Source organism: Asticcacaulis solisilvae, from assembly GCF_017875235.1.
Lineage (GTDB): Bacteria > Pseudomonadota > Alphaproteobacteria > Caulobacterales > Caulobacteraceae > Asticcacaulis > Asticcacaulis solisilvae_A.
On the sequence record NZ_JAGGMI010000006.1, the window covers coordinates 254,030 to 275,536 of the forward strand.

General features: G+C 61.4%; 22 protein-coding genes. 4 read left to right on the forward strand and 18 right to left on the reverse strand.

Going from position 1 to position 21,507, the window contains the following annotated elements; translation table 11 throughout:
• The 3 genes from trxA to J2X24_RS12395 all read right to left on the reverse strand — a co-directional run bounded on the left by trxA (position 1) and on the right by J2X24_RS12395 (position 1,963).
• On the reverse strand, positions 1-873 hold the full coding sequence (gene trxA / locus J2X24_RS12385; RefSeq protein WP_209721817.1) for a thioredoxin: 873 nt from the start codon (positions 871-873) through the stop codon (positions 1-3).
• Between the two features lie 140 nt (positions 874-1,013).
• Positions 1,014-1,385 (reverse strand): GxxExxY protein, encoded by a 372-nt coding sequence (locus tag J2X24_RS12390; protein ID WP_310003622.1) that lies wholly within the window; start codon positions 1,383-1,385, stop codon positions 1,014-1,016.
• Positions 1,386-1,453: 68 nt separating this feature from the next.
• Positions 1,454-1,963 (reverse strand): prolyl-tRNA synthetase associated domain-containing protein, encoded by a 510-nt coding sequence (locus J2X24_RS12395; RefSeq protein ID WP_209721820.1) that lies wholly within the window; start codon positions 1,961-1,963, stop codon positions 1,454-1,456.
• A gap of 81 nt (positions 1,964-2,044) precedes the next feature.
• Between J2X24_RS12395 and J2X24_RS12400 the strand changes: the two genes are divergently transcribed.
• The gene (locus tag J2X24_RS12400; protein ID WP_209721824.1) at positions 2,045-2,809 is read left to right on the forward strand and encodes a DUF6065 family protein; all 765 of its coding nucleotides are present in this window, start codon (positions 2,045-2,047) and stop codon (positions 2,807-2,809) included.
• A gap of 68 nt (positions 2,810-2,877) precedes the next feature.
• On the opposite strand, the gene J2X24_RS12405 is transcribed toward J2X24_RS12400, so the two are convergent.
• The 12 genes from J2X24_RS12405 to htpX form a co-directional block, all read right to left on the reverse strand.
• Positions 2,878-3,429, reverse strand: coding sequence for a CC0125/CC1285 family lipoprotein (locus J2X24_RS12405; protein ID WP_209721827.1), 552 nt, complete (start codon positions 3,427-3,429; stop codon positions 2,878-2,880).
• A gap of 131 nt (positions 3,430-3,560) precedes the next feature.
• Positions 3,561-4,334, reverse strand: coding sequence for a metallophosphoesterase family protein (locus J2X24_RS12410; RefSeq protein ID WP_209721830.1), 774 nt, complete (start codon positions 4,332-4,334; stop codon positions 3,561-3,563).
• Between the two features lie 10 nt (positions 4,335-4,344).
• Complete coding sequence (locus J2X24_RS12415) at positions 4,345-5,172, reverse strand: phosphatase PAP2 family protein (RefSeq protein WP_209721833.1); 828 nt, start codon at positions 5,170-5,172, stop codon at positions 4,345-4,347.
• Positions 5,169-6,071: a diacylglycerol/lipid kinase family protein gene (locus tag J2X24_RS12420; protein ID WP_209721836.1), complete on the reverse strand. Its 903-nt coding sequence runs from the start codon at positions 6,069-6,071 to the stop codon at positions 5,169-5,171. The genes J2X24_RS12415 and J2X24_RS12420 overlap by 4 nt, the downstream gene beginning before the upstream one ends.
• A gap of 180 nt (positions 6,072-6,251) precedes the next feature.
• Entirely contained in the window at positions 6,252-7,484 is a 1,233-nt protein-coding gene (locus J2X24_RS12425) for an argininosuccinate synthase (RefSeq protein ID WP_209721839.1), read from the reverse strand.
• Positions 7,485-7,750: 266 nt separating this feature from the next.
• Positions 7,751-9,364, reverse strand: coding sequence for a bifunctional phosphoribosylaminoimidazolecarboxamide formyltransferase/IMP cyclohydrolase (gene purH / locus J2X24_RS12430; protein ID WP_209721842.1), 1,614 nt, complete (start codon positions 9,362-9,364; stop codon positions 7,751-7,753).
• 159 nt (positions 9,365-9,523) lie between these two features.
• Positions 9,524-9,919, reverse strand: coding sequence for a glycine zipper 2TM domain-containing protein (locus J2X24_RS12435; protein ID WP_245344652.1), 396 nt, complete (start codon positions 9,917-9,919; stop codon positions 9,524-9,526).
• Between the two features lie 284 nt (positions 9,920-10,203).
• Complete coding sequence (locus J2X24_RS12440) at positions 10,204-10,578, reverse strand: glycine zipper 2TM domain-containing protein (protein WP_209721845.1); 375 nt, start codon at positions 10,576-10,578, stop codon at positions 10,204-10,206.
• A 163-nt stretch (positions 10,579-10,741) separates the two neighbouring features.
• A complete protein-coding gene (locus tag J2X24_RS12445) occupies positions 10,742-12,469 on the reverse strand; it encodes a heparinase II/III family protein (RefSeq protein WP_209721848.1) in 1,728 nt (575 codons plus the stop codon).
• Positions 12,470-12,476: 7 nt separating this feature from the next.
• Positions 12,477-13,142, reverse strand: a complete 666-nt coding sequence (gene rpe, locus J2X24_RS12450; RefSeq protein WP_209721851.1) for a ribulose-phosphate 3-epimerase — start codon at positions 13,140-13,142, stop codon at positions 12,477-12,479.
• An 83-nt stretch (positions 13,143-13,225) separates the two neighbouring features.
• The gene (locus J2X24_RS12455; RefSeq protein ID WP_209721853.1) at positions 13,226-14,635 is read right to left on the reverse strand and encodes an RsmB/NOP family class I SAM-dependent RNA methyltransferase; all 1,410 of its coding nucleotides are present in this window, start codon (positions 14,633-14,635) and stop codon (positions 13,226-13,228) included.
• A 68-nt stretch (positions 14,636-14,703) separates the two neighbouring features.
• Entirely contained in the window at positions 14,704-15,615 is a 912-nt protein-coding gene (gene htpX, locus J2X24_RS12460) for a zinc metalloprotease HtpX (RefSeq protein ID WP_209721856.1), read from the reverse strand.
• An 82-nt stretch (positions 15,616-15,697) separates the two neighbouring features.
• Between htpX and J2X24_RS12465 the strand changes: the two genes are divergently transcribed.
• Positions 15,698-15,913, forward strand: a complete 216-nt coding sequence (locus tag J2X24_RS12465) for a DUF1674 domain-containing protein (protein WP_209721859.1) — start codon at positions 15,698-15,700, stop codon at positions 15,911-15,913.
• 167 nt (positions 15,914-16,080) lie between these two features.
• Here the strand turns inward: J2X24_RS12465 and pyrF are convergent, their stop codons facing one another.
• The gene (gene pyrF, locus J2X24_RS12470; protein WP_209721862.1) at positions 16,081-16,782 is read right to left on the reverse strand and encodes an orotidine-5'-phosphate decarboxylase; all 702 of its coding nucleotides are present in this window, start codon (positions 16,780-16,782) and stop codon (positions 16,081-16,083) included.
• Between the two features lie 94 nt (positions 16,783-16,876).
• On the opposite strand from pyrF, the gene J2X24_RS12475 reads away from it, so the two are divergent.
• The gene (locus J2X24_RS12475) at positions 16,877-17,626 is read left to right on the forward strand and encodes a MarC family protein (protein WP_209721865.1); all 750 of its coding nucleotides are present in this window, start codon (positions 16,877-16,879) and stop codon (positions 17,624-17,626) included.
• A gap of 68 nt (positions 17,627-17,694) precedes the next feature.
• On the opposite strand, the gene J2X24_RS12480 is transcribed toward J2X24_RS12475, so the two are convergent.
• The gene (locus J2X24_RS12480; RefSeq protein WP_209721867.1) at positions 17,695-18,492 is read right to left on the reverse strand and encodes an SDR family NAD(P)-dependent oxidoreductase; all 798 of its coding nucleotides are present in this window, start codon (positions 18,490-18,492) and stop codon (positions 17,695-17,697) included.
• 336 nt (positions 18,493-18,828) lie between these two features.
• Entirely contained in the window at positions 18,829-19,290 is a 462-nt protein-coding gene (locus tag J2X24_RS12485; RefSeq protein WP_209721870.1) for an Rrf2 family transcriptional regulator, read from the reverse strand.
• Positions 19,291-19,467: 177 nt separating this feature from the next.
• Between J2X24_RS12485 and J2X24_RS12490 the strand changes: the two genes are divergently transcribed.
• Positions 19,468-21,501 (forward strand): potassium transporter Kup, encoded by a 2,034-nt coding sequence (locus J2X24_RS12490; RefSeq protein WP_209721873.1) that lies wholly within the window; start codon positions 19,468-19,470, stop codon positions 21,499-21,501.
• Positions 21,502-21,507: the final 6 nt, after the last annotated feature.

Below are 21,507 nucleotides of genomic sequence, written 5' to 3' on the forward strand. Positions count from 1 at the left end.
TCAGCTGAACAGCATGGACGACAGGCGACGACGACCGGCGCGAACCAGTTCCGAGCTGTTGCCGACAGCCGAGAAGATCTTGAACAGATAAGCGCGGGCAGCCTGGTCGTTCCATTCGGGATCGTACTTGACGATTTCCAGCAGGGTATCGATCGCGCCCTTCATGTCGCCTTGCGCTGCGAGTGCGCGGCCAAGATCGTAAAGGGCGTCAAAATCGCGATCGTTCTGTGCGACACGGGCGCGCAAACCGGCGATATCGGTCGGGGCGTCTTCGGCCAGTTCCAGCGCGGCCTTGAGGCCCAGAATGTCGGCATCGGTGGTGTGCGGCGGCGCCATATCAAGAAAGGCCTTGGCCTGTTCGGCCTGGCCGGCCTTCAGGTAAAGCTTCGCGATGCCGGCGATCGCTTTCAGATTCGTTTCATCCTGCTCGAGGATATAGCTATAGGCTTCGAGCGCGCTGGTGATGTCGCCGTCATCGGCCGATTGCTGCGCCAGGGCCAGGGTTTCCTCGACGGTCGGGCCGCCGTCTCCAACACCCAGCTTTTCGATGAAGGCGCGCAGTTCGGTTTCCGACTTGGCGCCCATGAAGCCGTCGACCGGACGGCCCCCGACAAAGGCATAGACGGTGGGGATCGACTGGACGCGTAATTGTCCGGCGACGCCAGGGTTCTTGTCGACATCGATCTTGACCAGCTTGACCTTGCCCTTGGCTTCGGAGACGACCTTTTCGATCGCAGGACCCAACTGGCGGCACGGCCCGCACCACGTCGCCCAGAAATCGACGATGACCGGTGTGGTCATCGATGCTTCGATGACGTCCTGCATGAAGGTCTGGTCGGTGCCGTCGATAATGTTCGGGTCTGCGGAAGCCATGATGCGTACCTGTAATTGCCTGAATTTGGCTTAGCTTAAGTGGGTAAGCGGCGCAATGCGTTCAAGGTGTTATGAAAGCAAGGATTGTCCACAGATTGCACAGATGCACACAGATTATTCGAGCGCGTGACATCCTAGAGCTAAGCAACGAAACGGCGGTATTCTAGGCTAGCTGCTCCGAAATTTATCAGCAAGGCCTTCTTTAAACCGGAGGCTTTCAAGTAATTCAGGGTTTGCGCTTCGTGGTCACCCGTTAGGCGCGTCAGCGCTTTTAACTCGACGAGGACGGCTTCGAAGCAAACCAAGTCAGCACGGTACTGACACGATAACACCATGCCCTTGTACGATATCGGAAATGCGCATTCGCGCAGAAAAGGAACGTTCAGCTGAGAAAGTTCCAGTACCATGGCTTCATGATAAACGGCTTCAAGGAAGCCGTGGCCCAATGTCCGATGAACCTCCATCGCAGCCCCAATGATAGCGTATGTTTGTGCGTCTTTCTGGTTGGTCACCGTTTCCCTCCGAAGGGCGCAACGAACACGAATAATCTGTGTGCATCTGTGAAATCTGTGGACCCAAATTACGCGATGTCCGTAAAATCGATCACCACCAGTTCGCGCTCCAACGAAGCTAGGAATGCCCGAAAGTCCGACTGTGTGAGGGCCGTCGTCGCTGTATTGGTCAGCGGATGGAAGTTGACGATTGCGGCCTCAGCCAGGGTCTTGTCGAGCAGGAATTTTACCTTGTGCTCAGGATCGTTGATCAAGGCCAGGGCTGTTACCGATCCGGGCGTGACACCCAAAGCCGCATAAAGGCGTTCCGGTGAGCCGAACGACAGGCGGCCGGAACCGATCAGTTTGGGAAGTGCTTTTAAATTAATCTGCGCCTTCTGCTCGGCCGAGATCAGCCACAGCTGGCCTTTGTCGTCCTTCAGGAACAGGTTCTTGGTGTGAGCGCCGGGCAATTGATCCTTGATGCCCTCGCCTTCACCAACGCGAAAGACCGCTTCATGGTGCAGGGTGCTTGTTTTCAGGCCCAAATCGTCCAAGGTTGCGAGCAGTTTTTCAGGCGTGTAAAGCGGTTCGGTCATAAGACCGCAAACTGGCCGCAATCATCCGCCAGATCAAGCGTTTGTCCCGCCACTCGGCTGGAAAATTGGAGCAGGTTGAAGATGGAACTTGAGTGCTTTGTCATGACCCCCTTCCCGCCGGAAATGGTTCCGGGGCGGCCGGATCGCGACTGGATGGACGATTTCATGCAGCGCTTTCCCTATCGCTGCCTGCCGCTGGTCATGGCCAACACGACAGGTTGGGAAATCCTGTGTCCGACCGACATCACCATCGTGTGGAACGGCGGCATTCTCAAGAACGACCTGCAGATCACCTGCGACGCCGACCCGGGCTATAATCTGGAACATATTGTCCAGTCGCACTTCACCCATGGCGTGGTGACCTTCCATACCGGTTATATGTTCCGTACGCCGCCGGGCTATTCGGTGATGGCGTCGGGTCCGCCGAACATCGTTAAGGACGGTATCGCGCCGCTATCGGGGCTGGTCGAAACCGACTGGCTGCCGTTTCCTTTCACTATGAACTGGCGCATGACCCGGCCGGGCATGGTCAGTTTCAAGAAGGGCGAGCCCTTCTGCTTCGTCCAGGTGGTGCAGAACAAGTCGCAGGACGAGATCCAGCCGGTCATCAAGCAACTGGAAAGTGATCCCGAGCTGAAGAAGCAGTTCGAAGCCTGGGCCGAGACGCGCCAGAACTTCAACGACAGCCTGATGGCGCGCAATCCTGAGGCCATGAAGGAAGCGTGGCAGAAGTTCTACTTCAAGGGCGAGCGTCCCGACGCCAAGGGCGAAGTGGTCAGTGACGGTCACGTCAATCGCCGCCGGCTCAAAACACCCAAGATCATCCGGGCGAAACCAGCAAGGTAGCGCGGAAAGACAACAAAAAGCCGGCGGTGTTGATGGCGCCGCCGGCTTCTTTCGTGTTTTTGGGCTGATTACTGCGCGGGTTGAGGGCGGATAATCTTGCCTTCGAGATTGGCCACGACCGAGCGTGCATCGTATGCATTGGCCTGGCCGTCGGGCTTGTTGCCCTTGTGCATCAGGACTTCGGCCGTCGCCTCGTAACGGGTGAACTGATAGGTCTCGCGGTCCCAATCGTTGAAGGCGCCATAGTAACCCCAACGTCCCCAGCGTCCGCCGCGATAGAAGCGCCACGACATGCTGCCGTAGAACGGATCCCTGTCCCAGGTGGTAACCGTGCGCGTCTTCTGGTCCGTATCGCGATCGATGATTTCGAACCAGTCGTAGCCTTCGGCAAGGGTCAACTCGGCGGCGCGGAAGAGCATATAGTTTTCAACGGTTTCGCGCGAGGTCAGGTCGTTGCCCGAGAAGCTGAGGCGATAGCGGCCAGCTTCGATACGGGTATCGGTATAACCCGGACGGTACTTGGCGGTACCGGTCGCGGGTTGATAGGGCGTCGGCGTAGCGCAGGCCGACAGCAGGCTGAGCGCGGCGATGGCGACGGCAGCAGCGAGAACTTTTTTCATTATGGGCACTCCCCCGCGAAACGCGTTTTACCGGTGGCTTATTGAAAGCCATTATGGACCAATAGTTAACGCCGTCAATGCGGCGGAATGTGGACTTTTCCACAACAGCCAAAATATAACGTCGGTTGCCGTCAAGCCTTGGTGTGTGTTTCGGCGGAAAAGACCTTGAAAGCCTTGTCACACAGCTCCATGCGGTCAATGCGGACGCTTTTGTCGTTGAAGGTCAGCATGTTGAAACCATTGGGCTGACGGCGGATGCGCGCCGACATGGCGGTCGAGGCATTCAGGAACAGTGTCGTATGGCCATTGACCACACGGTTCTCGATATAGGCGTGATGCTGATGGCCGGCGAGGACCAGGTCGACCTTCTGCTCCGCCAGCACGCCCAGCATGCAATGGGCGTTGAACAGAGAGACATCGAGTGGAAAGTCGCGCGAATTCATCACCGGATGGTGCATGACGAAGATACGCCAAGGGGCGTTCGAGGCTTCGAAGGAGCGGCCGACTTCGCGGCACTGACGCTGGCTGATCATGCCATTGGCCCAGTTCCAGTGCGGCAGGATACGGCGCGCGGTATTTATGCCTTTGACGTGGACCAGGTCGAAGGTCATTTCCGGCTCGAGGTCGTGCCCCAGATATTCCTTGTACCGTTTCCACGGCGTCAGGAAGCGCGTCAGGTCCATGCCGGGCAGGTCGTGATTGCCCGGAATGACGAAGACCGGCGCGGTCAGGCCATGCAGCCAGTCGCGCGCGGCGCGGAACTCTTCAACGGTGGCCGATTGGGTGATGTCGCCGCTGGCGATGACCAGGTCGACGCCGGCGTCCTCGATCGTGCGGCGCAACTCGTCGCGCACCCAGTCGATCTCGCAGCCGAAATGCAGGTCGGAAATATGGGCGATCTTCATGCGCAACCTCTCATAGCGCTGCCTGCGCGAGCGGAGCCAGCGCCGCAGGTCCGCAGGCCGTCCGGACGCGGTATTTCACCGTGTCCTCAACGTGATTGAAGGCGATATTGGCTCCGCCGGCAACAATCAAGGCGCTGGCCGTAGCGATCATCAGTCCTCTGGCGTCGACAGGTTCGGCCTGGCGGTACATGTAGAACAGGCTGAGCAAGGCCAGCCACATGGCGGCAAAGACCAGGCCACCAAAGACGTCGGATGCCCAGTGCGCGCCGAGATACAGCCGTGAAAAGCCGATCAGGATGATCAGGACAGTAGCGGCGGCCATGACCGGCAGGCGAAGCGATGGGTGGCACTCACGCACGATGATCATGGCGAAACAGCCGTAGAGCACGGCATTCACCGTGCTGTGGCCGCTGGGGAAGGACCAGTTGCTGGCGCCCTGGAGATAAAGCTCGACCGGCCGCGGGCGTTCCAGCGCGGCCTTGATGGCGGTATTTATCGCGGACGCACCGGCGATGGCCGTGAGCCAGTAGACCAGGGTCCGCCATGCGCCCCGCCAGGTAAGCCAGAAGGCGACGATGGCGGCCACGGAGACGACAACGACCGTGTCGCCCAGCTCGGTGATCGCGATCATGACCGTGTCCAAGGCGGGTGTCCTTAAGCCCTGCATTGTCTTGTAAACGAGGGCGTCCAGCGGGATCAGCGGATCCTCAATCATGTCCTCAAGCAGGTCGGCGAACACGAAGGCCGCCGCCGCGAGGGCGAGCCCCAGCAGGACCAGGATACGCCAGTCGGGTGTGAAGGCTTTGGCTTCTGGCTTGCTGTCTTCGGCCATGCTCATGCGGGCACCGGCACCAGCAGGTTGATCGATTGCGGCTTGAGCGTGAACTCGAGCGGCGTCGGCAGCTTCACCACTTCACCGTCAATCGAAACCAGTTCCTTCTTGCGCTTGGTCCATAGCGTAATGGTCCGGCCGGTCATTTCCTTAACATCGGGGTCGCGCAGCCAGTGGCCGAGCAGCAGCCGGGTGAGAAAACGCAGGTGCGAACTGCGGGTCTTGGTCGTAGCGACATAGGCCGCCAGTTCGCCGCCGGTTAGCGAGACGCGTTTGAAATTGTTCTCGGTGAAATCGGTGTCGGCGAAGCGGTTGTCGGAAATGACGACGGCGGGTGAGCGGAACTTGTGCATCTTGCCGTCGATATCCATGACCACCTTCTGGCTCTTGTTACGGTCGAGGTTTTCCAGAACGAACATGAACATGCGCGGAATCAGAAGCATGCTGCCCTGTTCGCGCGTCTTTTCGCGATAGATCGAGGCCTGGGGCATGGTGCCGATCGAAGCGCAGCACAGGAAGATTTCACCGTTGACGTAGCCGGCGTCGACGGCCATCGCTTGGGCGCCCCGGGCATAGGCGTCAAGCGCACCTTGCAGAGAGGTAAAGCCAAGGTCGGCGGCCAGGAGGTTCATGGTGCCGAATGGCAGGACGCCGAAAGCATTCTTCCGGCCAGCCATGTACTTGGCGGTTTCGCGAATGGTGCCGTCGCCGCCACCGATGATCAGGGGGGCGGATCGCTCAGCCAGACGCTCCAGATTGGCTTGCATGTCTTCGGGTTCGGACATGCACAACTCGGCCAAGGGTATGCCGCTGGCTTCTATGGCAGCTTCGACGGCCTCAGCGCCCATATTGAGGACGGTGCCGGATTTGACGTTGATCAGGATGTTGAAATTCTGCGCGCCCATGGCCCATTCGGTGCCGTTTGCGCTGCAAGGATTCAATGTGGCTGGGGCGGGGTAAAACTTAAGGGTTGTGGGGTCCGCGACCCCACAACCTTACCTGATCCAAGAGAAAAGCCCGACCTTTAGGCCAGGCTTTTTCTTGGTATCAGAAGATGTGGGGCACGGACCCCACGCCCCGTTAGTTTAACCGCGCTGGTCGCGCTTCGCCGCCACGCGCAGGCGCAGGGCGTTCAGCTTGATAAAGCCGGCCGCGTCGCGGTGGTCGTAGGCCACCTTGCCTTCTTCGAACGTCACCAGGTCCTGGTCGTACAGCGAGTAAGGGCTGGTGCGGCCGGTGATCGTGACATTGCCCTTGTAGAGCTTCACCGTGACCTGGCCCGTGACCTTTTCCTGCGAATAGTCGATCGCCGCCTGCAGCATCTGGCGCTCCGGCGAGAACCAGAAGCCGTTATAGACCAGCGATGCATACTTCGGCATCAGCTCGTCCTTCAGGTGCATGGCGCCGCGGTCGAGCGTGATCGACTCGATGCCGCGGTGGGCGCTGAGCAGGATGGTGCCGCCGGGGGTTTCGTACACACCACGCGATTTCATGCCGACAAAGCGGTTTTCGACGAGATCGAGACGGCCAACGCCGTTGTCGTGGCCCAGTTCGTTCAGCTTGGTCAGCAGTTCTGCGGGCGACAGGGCCTGGCCGTTGATGGCGACCGGATCGCCGCGTTCGAAATCGATGGTGAAGACGGTCGGCGTGTCCGGCGCGGCTTCGGGCGAAATGGTGCGCTGATAGACAAATTCGGGTGCTTCGACGGCCGGATCTTCCAGCACCTTGCCTTCGGACGACGAGTGCAGCAGGTTGGCGTCGACCGAGAACGGTGCATCGCCACGCTTGTCCTTGGCGATCTGGATCTGGTGCTTTTCAGCGAAGTCGAGCAGGGCTTCGCGGCTCTTGAAATCCCATTCGCGCCACGGGGCGATGACGGTGATGTCGGGCTCCAGACCATAATAGCCGAGCTCGAAGCGGACCTGGTCATTGCCCTTGCCGGTGGCGCCGTGGCTGACGGCATCGGCGCCCACTTTACGGGCAATTTCGATCTGGCGCTTGGCGATCAGCGGACGGGCGATCGAGGTGCCAAGCAGATACTGGCCTTCATAGACCGTGTTGGCGCGGAACATCGGGAAGACGTAGTCGCGGACGAACTCTTCGCGGACGTCTTCGATGAAGATGTTTTCCGCCTTGACGCCGGCGGCCAGCGCCTTGGCGCGCGCCGGTTCGATTTCGCCGCCCTGGCCCAGGTCGGCCGTGAAGGTGACGACTTCGGCATTGTATTCCGTTTGCAGCCACTTCAGGATGATCGAAGTATCGAGACCGCCGGAATAGGCGAGGACGACTTTCTTGACGGACTTCTTTTCGGCGGACATGGCGAGACCTTAACGTGAAAATTCACGCGCGCTTTAAGGGCTAAGCCCCGCCAAGGCAAGCAAGGATTTCGTGCGTGATTGAAACTACTGGGTGCGGGAAGAGGCCCCGCCCACCATCTGCTCCGCAGACGGTCCCCCCTCCCCATAAATGGGGAGGGCGAAGTTGCTAAAAATTGAATGGTTTGAATGTCGTGCCGGTTCAAAATCACGCCCTCCCCATTTATGGGGAGGGGGGACCGCCGAAGGCGGTGGGCGGGGCTTCTTTCTTAGTGCCTGAACACCCGCACGCCCGTAAAGACCATGGCCAGCCCCGCTTCATCTGCCGCATCGATCACGGCCTGATCGTTCATCGACCCGCCGGGCTGGATGATCGCCGTGGCACCGGCGGCCGCGGCTTCCAGCAAGCCGTCGGGGAAGGGGAAGAAGGCTTCCGATGCACAGGCCGAACCTTGCGCCAGCGATTCCGTCAGGCCCAGACCCTCGGCGGCTTCTTGCGCGCGCAGACGGGCGATGCGGGCGCTGTCGCGACGGTTCATCTGGCCGGCGCCGATGCCTGAGGTGCGGCCATCCTTGGCGTAGACGATGGCGTTCGACTTGACATGCTTGGCGACGGTGAAGGCGAACAGCATGTCCTGGATTTCGGTCGGGGTCGGCTGGCGCTTGGTGACGACCTTGAGGTCCGACGCCTTGATACGGGCGGTGTCGCGCGATTGGACCAGCATACCGCCGGCCACCGAACGGAAGACCTGGCCACCGGCCAGCGGATCGGGCAGGGCGCCGGTGGTCAGAAGACGCAGGTTCTTCTTGGCGGCGAAGACGGCTATGGCGTCTTCATCGACTTCGGGGGCGACGACGACTTCGGTGAAGATTTCGACGATCTTTTCTGCTGTGGCGCGGTCGAGGCGGCGGTTCAGGGCGACGATGCCGCCGAAGGCCGAGACCGGGTCGCATTCCAGGGCGCGCTTATAGGCGCTGATCAGGTCGTCGCCGACAGCGACGCCGCACGGATTGGCGTGCTTGACGATGACGCAGGCAGCATGCTCAGTCGGGTCGAATTCGGCGACCAGTTCCAGTGCCGCATCGGTGTCAGCGACATTGTTGTAACTCAGTTCCTTGCCTTGCAGCTGCTTGGCGGTGGCGACGCCTGGGCGGTTCTCGCCGGTCTTGTAAAAGGCGGCGGACTGGTGCGGGTTTTCGCCGTAACGCATGGTCTGGAGACGCGCGCCGCCGATGGTCTTGCGCTCAGAGTAGTCGTCACCTAGCTGACCGGCGAACCAGGTCGAGACCGACGAGTCATAGGCGGCGGTGCGGGCAAAGGCGCGAGCGGCCAGGGACTTGCGTAAGGCCAGGTCAGTCGTACCTTTCTCGGCGATGGCGGCGAGGACCTGGTCCATGCTGTGTTTGTCGACGCAGATGGCGACGTAAGGATGGTTCTTGGCCGACGAGCGGATCATGGCCGGGCCGCCGATGTCGATGTTCTCGATGGCGGCTTCGAAACCGCCGCCCGAGGCCACGGTCGATTCAAACGGATAGAGATCGATCCAGACGATGTCGATCGGCTGGATGTCGTGATCGGTCAGCGCCTTGGCGTGTTCGGGCGCATCGCGATAGGCCAGCAGCGCGCCGTGGACCTTGGGGTGCAGCGTCTTGACGCGGCCGTCCATCATTTCCGGGAAGCCGGTAATCTCTGATACGTCCTTGACCGCGATGCCGGCCTTCTCGATGGCCGCCTTGGTGCCGCCGGTCGACAGCAGTTCCACGCCGGCCGCGGATAGGGCCTTGGCCGCTTCGATCAGGCCGGTCTTGTCGGACAGCGAGATCAGGGCGCGTTGCGGCTTGACGAGATCGGGGGCGGGCGGAAAATCGGGAGCGGCGGGCATGGGAGCTTTATCCGTGTGGGGAGGAAAATATGCCGCGCCGTTTACACGAGGCGATCTGGTTTGCCTACCCCTGGTCCATGCGTATTGGCCCAAAGAAAAACCCCGCCCCCGGGAGGCGGGGCGGGGTCCTTCACGACCGTTGGTTAAGGCGTGCGCTCCTTACCAGCGGCGATCGTCGTAACGGTCATTGTAGCCGTAGTCGCGGTATTGCTTGTAGCCGCGGCGCTCGTAACGGGCTTCTTCCTGGTGGGACTGAATCTTCTTGCAGGTCGACTTGCCTTGGTCCTTACCGATCTTGGAGCCCAGGACGTAACCGACGCCGGCGCCGGCAACCGCGCCCAGACCCTTTTCGTTCTTGGAAATCTGCGTACCCAGCAGGCCACCGGCGATGGCGCCGATGATCGCGCCCTTATTCTTGGCGTCCTGCTTGGTGACCTGGCAGGCTTCCGTCTTGGTGTACGGACGGGCCGAAGCCATGGTCGGAGCGATGGCGGAACCCAGGATCAGGCCGGTGGTGACAACAGCGGCCATAGTGGTCTTGATAATCTTGGTCATAGTCTTGGTCCTTCGTGTCTGCCTTGGGGTTATTCCCTCTCGGCTTGATGAGGACCAATATAGGGGAGCGAACCTGAACGGGATTTGAGCGCCACATTCATCTTCGTTCAGAGTGCATTTTTTTCGAAAAAAGTTTTAGAGCGGAATGCATTCCACTCTAAGTTATTGTTTTGTCGCGATGTTACGCGGAAAACCGCCAACTCTTTTCCGCACATCGCTCCGCGCACGAAAAAGGCCACCCGCAGATGGCCTTTGACGTTTTTAAATTCAAGATATCAGCTAGATCAGCTGTAGACGTAGCGATAGACGGTCTTGACCTTGCGGCCCTTGGAGTCGCGCGACCAGACGACTTCCTCGCGGTGAGCGTTGCCCTTGGTGCAGGCCTTCTTGCCACTGTCGTGGCCCATCTTGGAGCCGATGGCGCCGCCAACGACCGCACCACCCAGAGCGCCGAGGCCGCGTTCGTTCTTGGAAATCTGGCTGCCGATGACCGCGCCTGTAACCGCGCCGATGACGGTGCCGGTCTTTTCCCGCTTCTTCTGCTCGTACTTGCAGACGTAGCGCGTATAGGCTTCGGCGGTCGTGGGGATTACGAGCGAACCCGCGACAAGGCTGCCGGCGACGGCAGCGGCGACTGTGCCATTGAGTAATCTGGACATTGTTGTTCTCCTTTCGAGCATTACCGGCTTCCGGTGAAGCGGGACAACACTCTAGGTTTGTCTTGTCGCATCATTGCGGCGAACCGGTGTCCATTTCGTCAGGAAATGCTCTCAGACGGACGCTAGACCCTCGGCGATAAAATTTCAGTGAGATAGGCGAGGTTCAGGCCTCAGCAGGCGATAACTTCCAGCGCACGCGCGTCGGCGCATCCAGCCGGCCCACGCCCTTCAATGAGACCAGCAGGGTCTTGCGCAGCACGTCGTGCTCGAACACGTGGCTGTCCTCGATCACGACGTCCTTGGCGTCGTGGCGTAACCACCAGCCGCGTCCGCCGGGCCCGCGCAGCAGCACACTTTTCTTGTCGCGCGCCATCGACGCCTGCACCTCCGGGTGGAGCAGGAAGTGGATGGTGAAGGACGCGGCCATCGGTACGTCCTGCTTGGTGCCTTCCTGGGGCGTCAGGCGGTCCTCTCCGCGCAGTTCGTCGCGCTGGGCGTCGATATATAGGCGGCGTTCATGCCGCAGGCCGAACTTCGTCTTCCAGCCGTCGTGTTCCATCTCGAGCAGGCTGCCAGCGTCTTCGGCTTCGACGCGGCGCGAGCGGATCTTGTAGCGTGGGCCCTGCAGGCCGAAGTTCAGCAGCTCGCCGAAGCGGCCGGTGATCGGCGTCAAAATGCCGGTGTCGGCCAGTGTCAGCGTATTGCCCGCCGGCACGATGCGGAAACCCTGGCGATCGGTCTGCTTGGGCGACCAGCCGGGCAGGACCATCAGCTTGTCGCGGCCGCCCGACACTTCGAACGCCATCGGGTGGTCGCAGGCGGCATAGCCATAGTCGTCCGCCCGCGGCTCGCCAGCGTCGGCGATGACGACCAGACTGCGGCCGCTCAGGCGATGGAAGCGGCCGTCGTCAAGCTGTACAGGCGTTTCGGTCGCGGCGGGACGGACATCATTGCGCACCAGGGCGGGCAGGACTTCCTCAGGCTGCAACGATTCCGCGCCCTGGAAGGCGCACAGGCTGCCGTCGGGATGCGACAGGGCGCGAACGAAGCGGCTCAACTGGTCGACATGGGTGTCGAGCGTCTCGGGCGTCGCCAGGCCACGCTGATTCATGGCGTCTTCAATCAGCAGCAGGTCATAGAGCAGGTTCAGGCCCTGCTGCGGGCTGCGCGAGACATGGCTGCCGTCGTTCAGAACCAGCCGTTTCAACGCCTTGGGCAGCAGTTTCTGGCCTTGCTTGAGGAAGCCGTAGCCGGCCTTGCCGGACAGCACGCAGCCAAGGATGATTAGCGCAACCGCCTTGTCGCCTTGCCAGGCTGGATTGTTGTTGAGCCGCGACAGGTGCCGGCCCTGCTCGCTCAGACACTGGGCGATCTCACCCGTATATTGCGGCGAGACCTGCACCAGACGCTTAGCGAAGATGGCGAGATTGATCAGCCGGCGAGGAAGAATTTCCTCGCTCCACGAAAATGGCGTCCAACGGCAGAAGGTCTTGTGCCACAACGAAAACAGCCGCCCGGCTTCCCTGGCGCCGTTGTCGCCCTGGCTCATCAGCGCCGGCAGCCAGCTGAAGCGGTGCAGTTCGACGGCAAAAGCGCGCGAAGGCGACGGGCGGTTCCATGGGTCGCCGCTGCCCTGGACGCTCATGCGCGCTCCGGCCAGGGTAAAGCGTCCGGCCAGGATCGCCTTGCCGAGCTGGCTGTTGACCGGGCGGACATCGTGGGGGGCGGTGATGAACCCTTCGGGAAGGCCGCCTTTCAGCGTCAACCGGTAGCCGGGCATGCCGAATAATTCCGCGCCGGTCTGGTTCTTGATCCAGGCAAGGATCACCTGCGCCCAGGGAGTCTGGACGGCATTCAGTTCCGGAATCGCGGTCGACTCGTAAGCCTGCATTTCGACTCTAGAGACCTTTCAGGGCCTTGATGTTGCCGGCATAGGCGGATTCGCCGCCCTTGAATACGGCCGTTCCGGCAACCAGCGCCGTCGCACCGGCCGACACGCAGGCGGCGGCGTTATTAGCCGTGACGCCGCCATCGACCTGAAGCAGCGCAGGGCTGCCGGCATCATCAAGCTTTTTGCGCACAACGGCAATCTTGCGCAGCTGCGTGTCAATAAAGCACTGGCCGCCAAAGCCCGGATTGACGCTCATGATCAGGACCAGGTCGACATCATCGATCACCCAATCGAGAATCTCGACCGGCGTAGCCGGATTGAGCACGACGCCGGCCTTGGCGCCCAGCTGGCGGATATATTTCAGCGAACGGTGCAGGTGCGGTCCGGCTTCCGGGTGCAGGCTGATATAGTCGGCGCCCGCATTGCGGAAGGCTTCCAGGAATGGATCGACCGGCGAGATCATCAGGTGGACGTCGAACGGCAGGTGGGTGTGCGGGCGCAAGGCCTTCACCACGTCGGGCCCAATCGTCAGATTAGGGACGAAATGGCCGTCCATGACATCGATATGGACGAAGTCGGCGCCCGCCGCCGTAATTGCCTTCACCTCATCGCCCAGGCGCGCGAAATCGGAAGCCAGAATCGAAGGGCAGATAAGGGGCGTTGATGCGGTCATTTGTGTTCGGCAGTGTACTTATAAGGCGTATGAGGGGTCATCTTTAAGCGCGCTTGCGCCCTTGCCGTCAACCGTTTTGGCGATCACGAATTTCGTTTGAGACGCGCGATGAAAAAGCCGTCCTGGCCACCCGGGCGCTGATGCGGTAACAGGCGCAGCCAGCCTTCCTTGGCCACCGACTCCGGCGGCAATCCGGCCGTGGCGGCCGTCTCGGCGCTGGCGGCCTCAAGCGCAAAATCCTTATGGCGGCGCAGGAAGGCCAGAACCTGCGTCTCGCCCTCTTCGCGCTCCAGCGAACAGGTGCAGTAGATCAGTTCGCCGCCCGGCGCGACGCGGGCCGCGCCCGAATCCAGCAGGCGGTGCTGAACGTCGGCCAGCTTGGCGATGTCGGCCGGACGCGTCGCCCACAGCACGTCGGGTTGGCGGCGATAGGTGCCGGTGGCGCTGCACGGCGCGTCGAGCAGCACGACATCGAACTGACGCTTGTCTTCGAAGCCTTCGGCATCGGCCATGTGCAGTTCGGCCGTGTAGCCGGTGCGAACCAGGTTTTCCTCGACGCGCTTCAGGCGGTTCTTGGAGCGGTCGAGCGCGACGACACTGGCGCCCTTGGCCAGCAGCTGCATGGTCTTGCCACCGGGGGCAGCGCACAGGTCGATGGCCGTCTTGCCGGTCAGGTCGCCGAGCAGCGCGACCGGCGTGGCCGATGCCGCGTCCTGGACCCACCAGACACCATCCTCATAGCCGGCCCACTTGCGAACATCGCCGCGCAGGCCGCTGCGGATCGACAAGCCGCCCAGGGGCTGACCTTCCAACGCTTCGGACAGGCGATCGCGGTCGGCGGCCGTCTTGAAGGTGAGGTCGGTCGCGGGTTCTTCGGTAAGGACCAGCGCCATAGCCTCGGCATTGTCCTGGCCGAAATTCATCTTCCAGCGTTGGAACAGCCAATCGGGTACCAGCCGTGAAGGACTTGGCGCTTTCAGCCCCCCTTCGCGGATGACGGTGCGCAGGATGGCATTGATCAGGCCCTTGAACGGACGGGTATGGCTTTCGCGCTCGGCCAGCTTGACCGTCGTCGAGACGGCGGCAAAGCCCGGCACGTTCATGAAGCCGATCTGGACCAGACCAATGCGCAGCAGAGCGCAGACGGCGTCGGACGGCGTCTTCTTGGTAATCTTTTCGATGACCTCGTTGAGCTGGCCCAGGCGGCGCAGGACCAGCATGGCCAGGGCGCGGGCAAAGCTGCGTTCGGAGTCGCTTAAAGAGGTGAAGGAGGTGCGGGTCAGCGCTTCGTCGAAACCGGAACGCTTGGTCAGGGCTGCGTCGATCAGTTCCATGGCCGCGATACGCGCCGGCATGCCGATATCGCCGTCGTCCTCGACAAAGACCTTGGGTTCGGGCTTAAACTGCGGCTTGGGCTTCGGCGCCGGGCGAACCTTCGGCGGCTTGTAACCGGAACGGGACGACGGTTTGCGGGTTCGGGGCGGCTGGGTCATAGGGTCTCTAAGGTGCTGTGCGTTCAAAAAAGAGCCTCCCCTTTTGCGAGGGGAGGCGAAGAAGGCGCTTACATATCTGTCGCAGGGACGCTCGTAAATCCCTTTTGCTGCGGGCGGCGGCGCAGGTCGGTGGCCAGCTTCATCAGGGCCTCGATCCGGTTGCCCGTATTCGGATGGGTCGAGAACAGGTTGTCCATGTTGCGCCCGTTCAGCGGGTTGATGATGAACATGTGCGCTGACGCCGGATTGCGCTCGGCGCCGTGGTTATAGGTGCCGCGCGCATAGCTTTCGATCTTGTGCAGCGCGCGGGCAAGCGCTTCCGGATCGCCGGCGATTTCACCACCGACGCGGTCAGCTTCGTATTCGCGCGTCCGCGAGATGGCCATCTGGACCAGCATGGCGGCAATCGGCGCCAGGATCATCAAAGCCAGCGAAGCGAAGATGTTGTTATTGCCCTCCTCGTCATTGTTCGACCCGCCGAAGAACATGGCGAAGTTGGCGATCGACGAGATGGCACCGGCGACCGAGGCAGTGATCGTCATGACCAGGGTGTCGCGGTTTTTGACGTGCGCCAGTTCGTGCGCCATGACGCCGCGGATTTCGCTGCGATCGAGCATTTCCAGCAGGCCGGTGGTCGCACAGACGGCGGCATTCTGCGGATTACGTCCGGTGGCAAAGGCGTTCGGCTGGTCGCTGTGCATGATGTAGACGGCGGGCATCGGCAGCTGGGCGCGCTGGCTTAAGTCCTCAATGTCGCGGTAATAGGTTCGCAGCAAAGGGTGCGTGGTGTTCGGATCGACGGGCTCGGCGCGATACATACGCAGCACCATCTTGTCCGAGTTCCAGTACGTGAACAGGTTCATCGCGATGCCGAGGCCCAGTGCGATGAGCATACCCGTGGGGCCGGCCAGGGCAAAGCCGATGGCGCCGAACAATGCGGTCAGGCCAGCCAGCAAAATCCAGGTCTTCAACGGGTTCATAATGATATCGGTTCCTTGAGTTGTTACAGGTTGAGGACTAGATATGGGAAAATACCCCTGTATCTCCAAGGGCCTTACGAAAATGTCATCTGAAACCGAAAAGCCCGCTGACCTGAGCCAGGTCACACAGAAGGTGCTGACGCCAGAAGCCCAGCGCGCTTTGGCCGAAGCCGCCGAACGCCGTGCAAAGGCTGAGGCTGAGGCGCAGAAGATGGCCGAGGAAGACGGCGGCCCGAAAGGTCCAGAGCCCACGCGTTATGGCGACTGGGAACGCAAGGGCATCGCGGTCGATTTTTAAAAGAGGCCCCACCACCATTTGCTCCGCAAATGGTCCCCCTCCCCATGCTTCGCACAGGGAGGAGTGACTGCGCTCCGTTTCTCCTCCCTGGCTATGCCGGGGAGGGGGACCGCACGAGTGAGCCATCGACAGATGGCGAATGAGATGTGGTGGTGGGGTCTCTTACTTTAAACGTTATGAATCGCGGCGAGAATGCTCTGTGCCGCAGCCACCGGATCGGCAACACGCGTAATCGGACGTCCGACCACCACGTGTGACGCACCGTTCAGGAAGGCATCCTGTGGCGTCGCGATGCGTTGCTGGTCATTGACGTCGGAACCTTCCGGCCGCACGCCCGGCGTCACGATCAGGAAATCTTCCGGCACGCGGGCCCGGATCATGGCGGCTTCGTGTGGGCTGGCGACCACGCCATCGAGACCGCATTCGACCGCCTGATCGACGCGCAGCATGACCAGTTCCGCCAGGGCCGTGCCGTAACCCATCTCGTCGAGATCGGCCTGGCTCAGCGAGGTCATCACGGTCACGCCGATGATCTTGGTCGAGCCATTGCCCCGGCCTTTTACAGCTGCGCGCATGACCTGGGGTTCGGCGTGGACGGTCAGCAGGTCGCAGGCGCCGGAACAGGCGGCTTTGGCCGCGCCTTCGACCTGGGCGCCGATATCGTGCAGCTTCCAGTCCTGAAAGATCAGCTTGCCCTGGTCCTTCAGTTCGCGCGCCAGGTCCAGCCCGCCCTGAGCCAGGAGCGTCAGGCCGATCTTGTAATAGGAGACGCTGTCACCGAGCGTCTTGACCAGGGCGCGGGCGCTGTCGAGATCGGGCTCGTCCAGAGCCAGGATCATGCGGTCGTCGGCCTTGTAAAGCTCGGTCATAGCTATTGTCCTTGTATGCGGTGCAGGGCGCTTACGCGATTTGCCATCCCTGCACAAGTCAGTCATCATCCCGCGAATCACGGGGTATGCGGACATGTTCGATGATCTCAACCTGACGAAGCTGCTGCCGTTCTATATCAACTTCTTCATCACCCTGTTCGCGCTGATCGACCCGATCGGCAATGTACCCATCTATGCGGCCGCGACCCAGACGCAGTCGTCCAAGGCGCGGCGGTGGCTGAGCTTCTACATTTCCGCCTTCACCGCCGTCATCCTGTCGATCTTCTTCTTCGCGGGCTTAAGCATCCTGAAGTTCTTCGGGATCTCCATGGATGCCTTCCGCATCGCCGGCGGCATGCTGCTGTTCCTGATGGGGCTTGAGATGGCGCGCGGCAACTTCATGGAAACCTTCGCCCATGCCGAAGACGTCAAAAGCGGCGGCGATCCGACCACGGGCGTCCAACCGCTGGGTCACCGCGAAACGGCCAAGAAAAGCTTCGAGAAGCTGGTCGTGCCGTTTGCTTTTCCGTTGATGGTCGGGCCTGGGACGATTTCGACGGTTGTCATCCAGGCTGGTGTCGCGCACAGCCTGGGGCCGCTGGGCATGGTGGTTGGCGTGCTGGCCATACTGACGACGGCGGTGGCGATTCTGGTGTCGTTACTATTGTCGAACAGCATTTCGCGCGTGTTCGGCCGGGTCGGGATGGTCGTCGTCGTGCGGGTGCTGGGGCTTATTCTGTGCGCCCTGTCGGTGCAGATCATCATCTCGTCGATCGGCGCGATTACACAGGACATCATATTGCCCAGCGCCGCGCATCCGTATGAGAACGGACACAGCCGGTAGAATATCATGTTCCAGAGTAAGCGCACCTTGGCCCTCCCTGTTTTATGGGGAGGGCGAAGTTTAGATGTCTATCTGTGTATTTTCCGGAGCTGCCCCGACGCCAGCTCCATCACCCAGTCATCGGGCAGGACCTTCAGCAGCGCCGCCGCGGTCTTGTTCGGTGCCCCCGGCACGCAGCAGGCGCGATTGGCTTCGGCCGCGACAAAGCCCTCACGCGCGACCTCGTCGGCGCCCATCCACCACCATTCGGGGATGGCCTTCGACAGCTTTGAACGCGTACCGACGACATCGTGGAATTCGGAATAGGTCCAACCCGGGCACAGCGACGTCACGTGGACGCCGTGGTCGCGAACCTCAAGGTGCAGGCCTTGCGAAAACCGTGTCAGGCCGGTCTTGACCGGGCCGTACAGTGTATCGCCGGGCGAGGCCGGCAGATAACCGGCCAGCGAGGCGACGTTGATGATCCGGCCGAACTTGCGTTCGATCATGCCCGGCAGGAAGCGGTGGGTCAGCTCGATCGGCGCCAGCCACATGACCTGCATGAAGGCGCGGTGCTGTTCCAAGGTGGTGCCAAGGAAGCCGCCCGGCTGGCCATAGCCGGCGTTGTTGACCAGTCCATCGACGCTGCGGCCCAGGGCCAGCACGCTTTGCTGCAGGGCGTCGGGGGTGGCAGGATCGGAAAGGTCACCCGGCAAGGCGTGGGCTTCGACGCCGAAACGCAGGCGGATTTCCTCGGCCAGGGTTTCCAGCCGGTCCTGGCGGCGGGCAGTCAGCGCCACGTCCCAACCGTGCGAGGCATAGGTGCGCGCGAACGCCATGCCGATGCCTGCGGACGCTCCGGTAATCAGGACAAGACGGCGGGCCAACGATTAAATCCCCTAAAAAATCAGACAGGGATCGAACACGACCCCTGCCGGAAATGCAAGTGGATTGATAGTGCGGAATGTTTACCGAGGTCTGAATGCCCCCACCACCGCATCTAGCGCTATCGCGCGTCGTGCGGTCCCCCTCCCCGTTCGCTTCATTGCGTTGAACCCGTGCGCCGCTCTCGGGGAGGTATAGGTTTTACAGGTCGCGGCAAGTCATAGCTATTCCTCCCCATGAGCACCACGGCAGATAACGCGACTAAGATGCGAGTGGGGAGGGGGACCGCACGACGACAGCTTGCTGTCTAGATGCGGTGGTGGGGGCCAGCCTGACCCTCAGGCCGGGATTTTCTCGGCGGGGCACACTTCACTTGTTTCGCCGACGTGCTTCAGCAGGTCCGCGACCGTGATCCTCGAAAGGCTGGTCGAGGCCGCGGCATTGGCGAGTTGCATGGCGTCGTTGACGGCGCGCGGAATGGCCTGGCTGACCGGGCAACCCTTGGCGCCAACGGGGGCGGAGCCCAGATGCGCGCAGCCATTGACGGCGCGCAAAACTTCATCGAGACGGATCTGTTCCGGACGCTTGAGCAGCCACGCACCGCCGGCCACGCCCGAACACGTCGCGACAAGGCCGGCCTTGGCCAGCTGAGTCGTCATGCGGCGGATGACGACGGGATTGGTCGGTATGCTCGCGGCCAGGATGGAAGACGACACCGCCTGCTCGCGCGAATAGGCGTTGCGGTGCGCGAGGTACGCCAGGGTATGCGCTGCGACGGGAAATCTTTGACTATCGGACATGATTATCTCGATATTACAACAGTTTTGGCTCTGTTCCTAGGGTACACAAGGTCACAGCTCCGTCATGAACGCCCTAAATGGGCATTGAATGTGTTTTTAAATAGGCGTAAGAGCGCCTCGTTCAAGCGAGGGCGTCCTTGAAAAGACCGTGTGTGTCATGCCCTCAGGAGAGTGTACATGACAGGGGACTCCCCTGCCGGAACGCCGGGCTCCCAGCCGGCACCGGCGACCGCCGCCGACGCGCCGCCGACCGCTGGCGCGGCGACCATTTCCACATCAGCCAAGGATGCCACCGCGGAAGCTCCCGCACACCACGGTCATGCCCATGCGGGCTTCTTCGCCCTGGCGCTTGGCTCGGTCGGTGTCGTTTTCGGCGACATCGGTACCTCGCCGCTGTACGCCTTCAAGGAAGCCCTGCACGCCGCCGCCCATGACGGAGTGACGCGGCCGGAAATCCTGGGCGTGGTGTCTCTGGCCCTGTGGGCTATGATTCTGATCGTCGCCGTAAAGTATGTCGGCTTCATCATGCGCGCCGACAATAATGGCGAAGGCGGGGTGCTGTCGCTGATGGCCCTGGCCCAGCGCGCGATGGGACGGCGGACCCAGATTGTCTTCGTTCTCGGCGTCATCGGCGCGGCGCTGTTCTACGGTGACGCGGTCATTACGCCGGCCATGTCGGTGCTGTCGGCCGTCGAAGGCCTGCGCACAATTCCGGGCATGGAAAACAGTATCTCGACCGAGATGGTGCTGGCCATTTCCGGCGTCATGCTGCTGGGGCTGTTCATGTTCCAGAGCAAGGGTACCGCCAAGGTCGGTGTCGTTTTCGGCCCGATCTGCGCCATCTGGTTCACGGTCATGGCCGTGCTGGGCGTGATGCAGTTCGTCGGCCGCCCCGAAATCCTCATGGCCTTCAATCCCTTCTATGCCGTGAAATTCCTGGCCGAACACGGCCTGTCGGGCTTTATCGTCTTAGGCGCGGTCTTCCTGACGGTGACGGGTGCCGAAGCCCTGACAGCCGATATGGGCCATTTCGGCCGTTGGCCGATCCAGGCAGCGTGGCTGTTCTTCGTGCTGCCGTGCCTGACGCTGAACTATCTGGGCCAGGGCGCTCTGGCGCTCAAGGTACTGGAAAGCACCCCCGCCGGCCAGCCCTTCCATCAGCTGAACTGGTTCTTTGAAATGGCGCCGGAAAGCTATCGCCTGCCGCTGGTCATCCTGGCCGGCATGGCGACGGTGGTGGCGTCGCAGGCCGTGATCACCGGTGCATTTTCGCTGACCCAGCAGGCGATCCAACTGGGCTTGTTGCCGCGCCTGACCGTGACGCGGACGTCGGAAACACAGTCGGGACAGATCTATGTGCCGCAGCTCAACAACATGCTGCTGGTCGGCGTTGTCGTGGTCATGGTGACTTTCCAGACCTCGTCCGCCCTGGCGCATGCCTACGGCCTGGCCGTGACCGGCACTATGGTGGTGACGACCATGATGGCGACGGTCGTGATGCGCCAGATGTGGAAATGGAGCTGGCCGGCTGTTTTGGCCTTCGTTATTCCGTTCATGATTCTCGACCTGTCCTTCTTGAGCGCCAACGCCCTGCGCTTCCTGTCGGGCGGCTGGCTGCCGGTGCTGATCGGCGCGTCGCTGTTCCTGGTCATGGCGACCTGGGTGCGTGGCAGCCAGATCCTGATGGACAAGTCGCGGCGTGATAGTGTCATGTTGGCCGACCTGGTCGAAATGATGAAGAAGCGGCCGCCGCACCGCGTGGCCGGTACGGCGATCTTCCTGACGTCGGATGCGGAAATCGCGCCGGTGGCCCTGATGCACAATCTCAAGCACAACAAGGTGCTGCATGAGAAGAATGTCATCCTGACGGTCCGAACGGCGAATACGCCGCGCGTGCCGGATGCCGAGCGCGTGACGATCGAGATCATCAATGAGGATTTCAAGAAGCTGACGATTAGCTATGGCTTCATGGAAAGCCCGAACCTGCCGCGCGCACTTGGCGTCTGCCGCAAGCTGGGCCTGAAGTTCGACATCATGGCGACCAGCTTCTTCTTAGGAAAACGCAATGTCGTGCCTTCGGCCAATTCAGGCATGCCGCTGTGGCAGGACAAGCTGTACATCTTCCTGATGCGCAACGCGGCGAACCCGACGGACTTCTTCCACATTCCGCCGGGTCGCGTTGTTGAGCTAGGCACTCAAGTGACCGTCTAGGGTGCA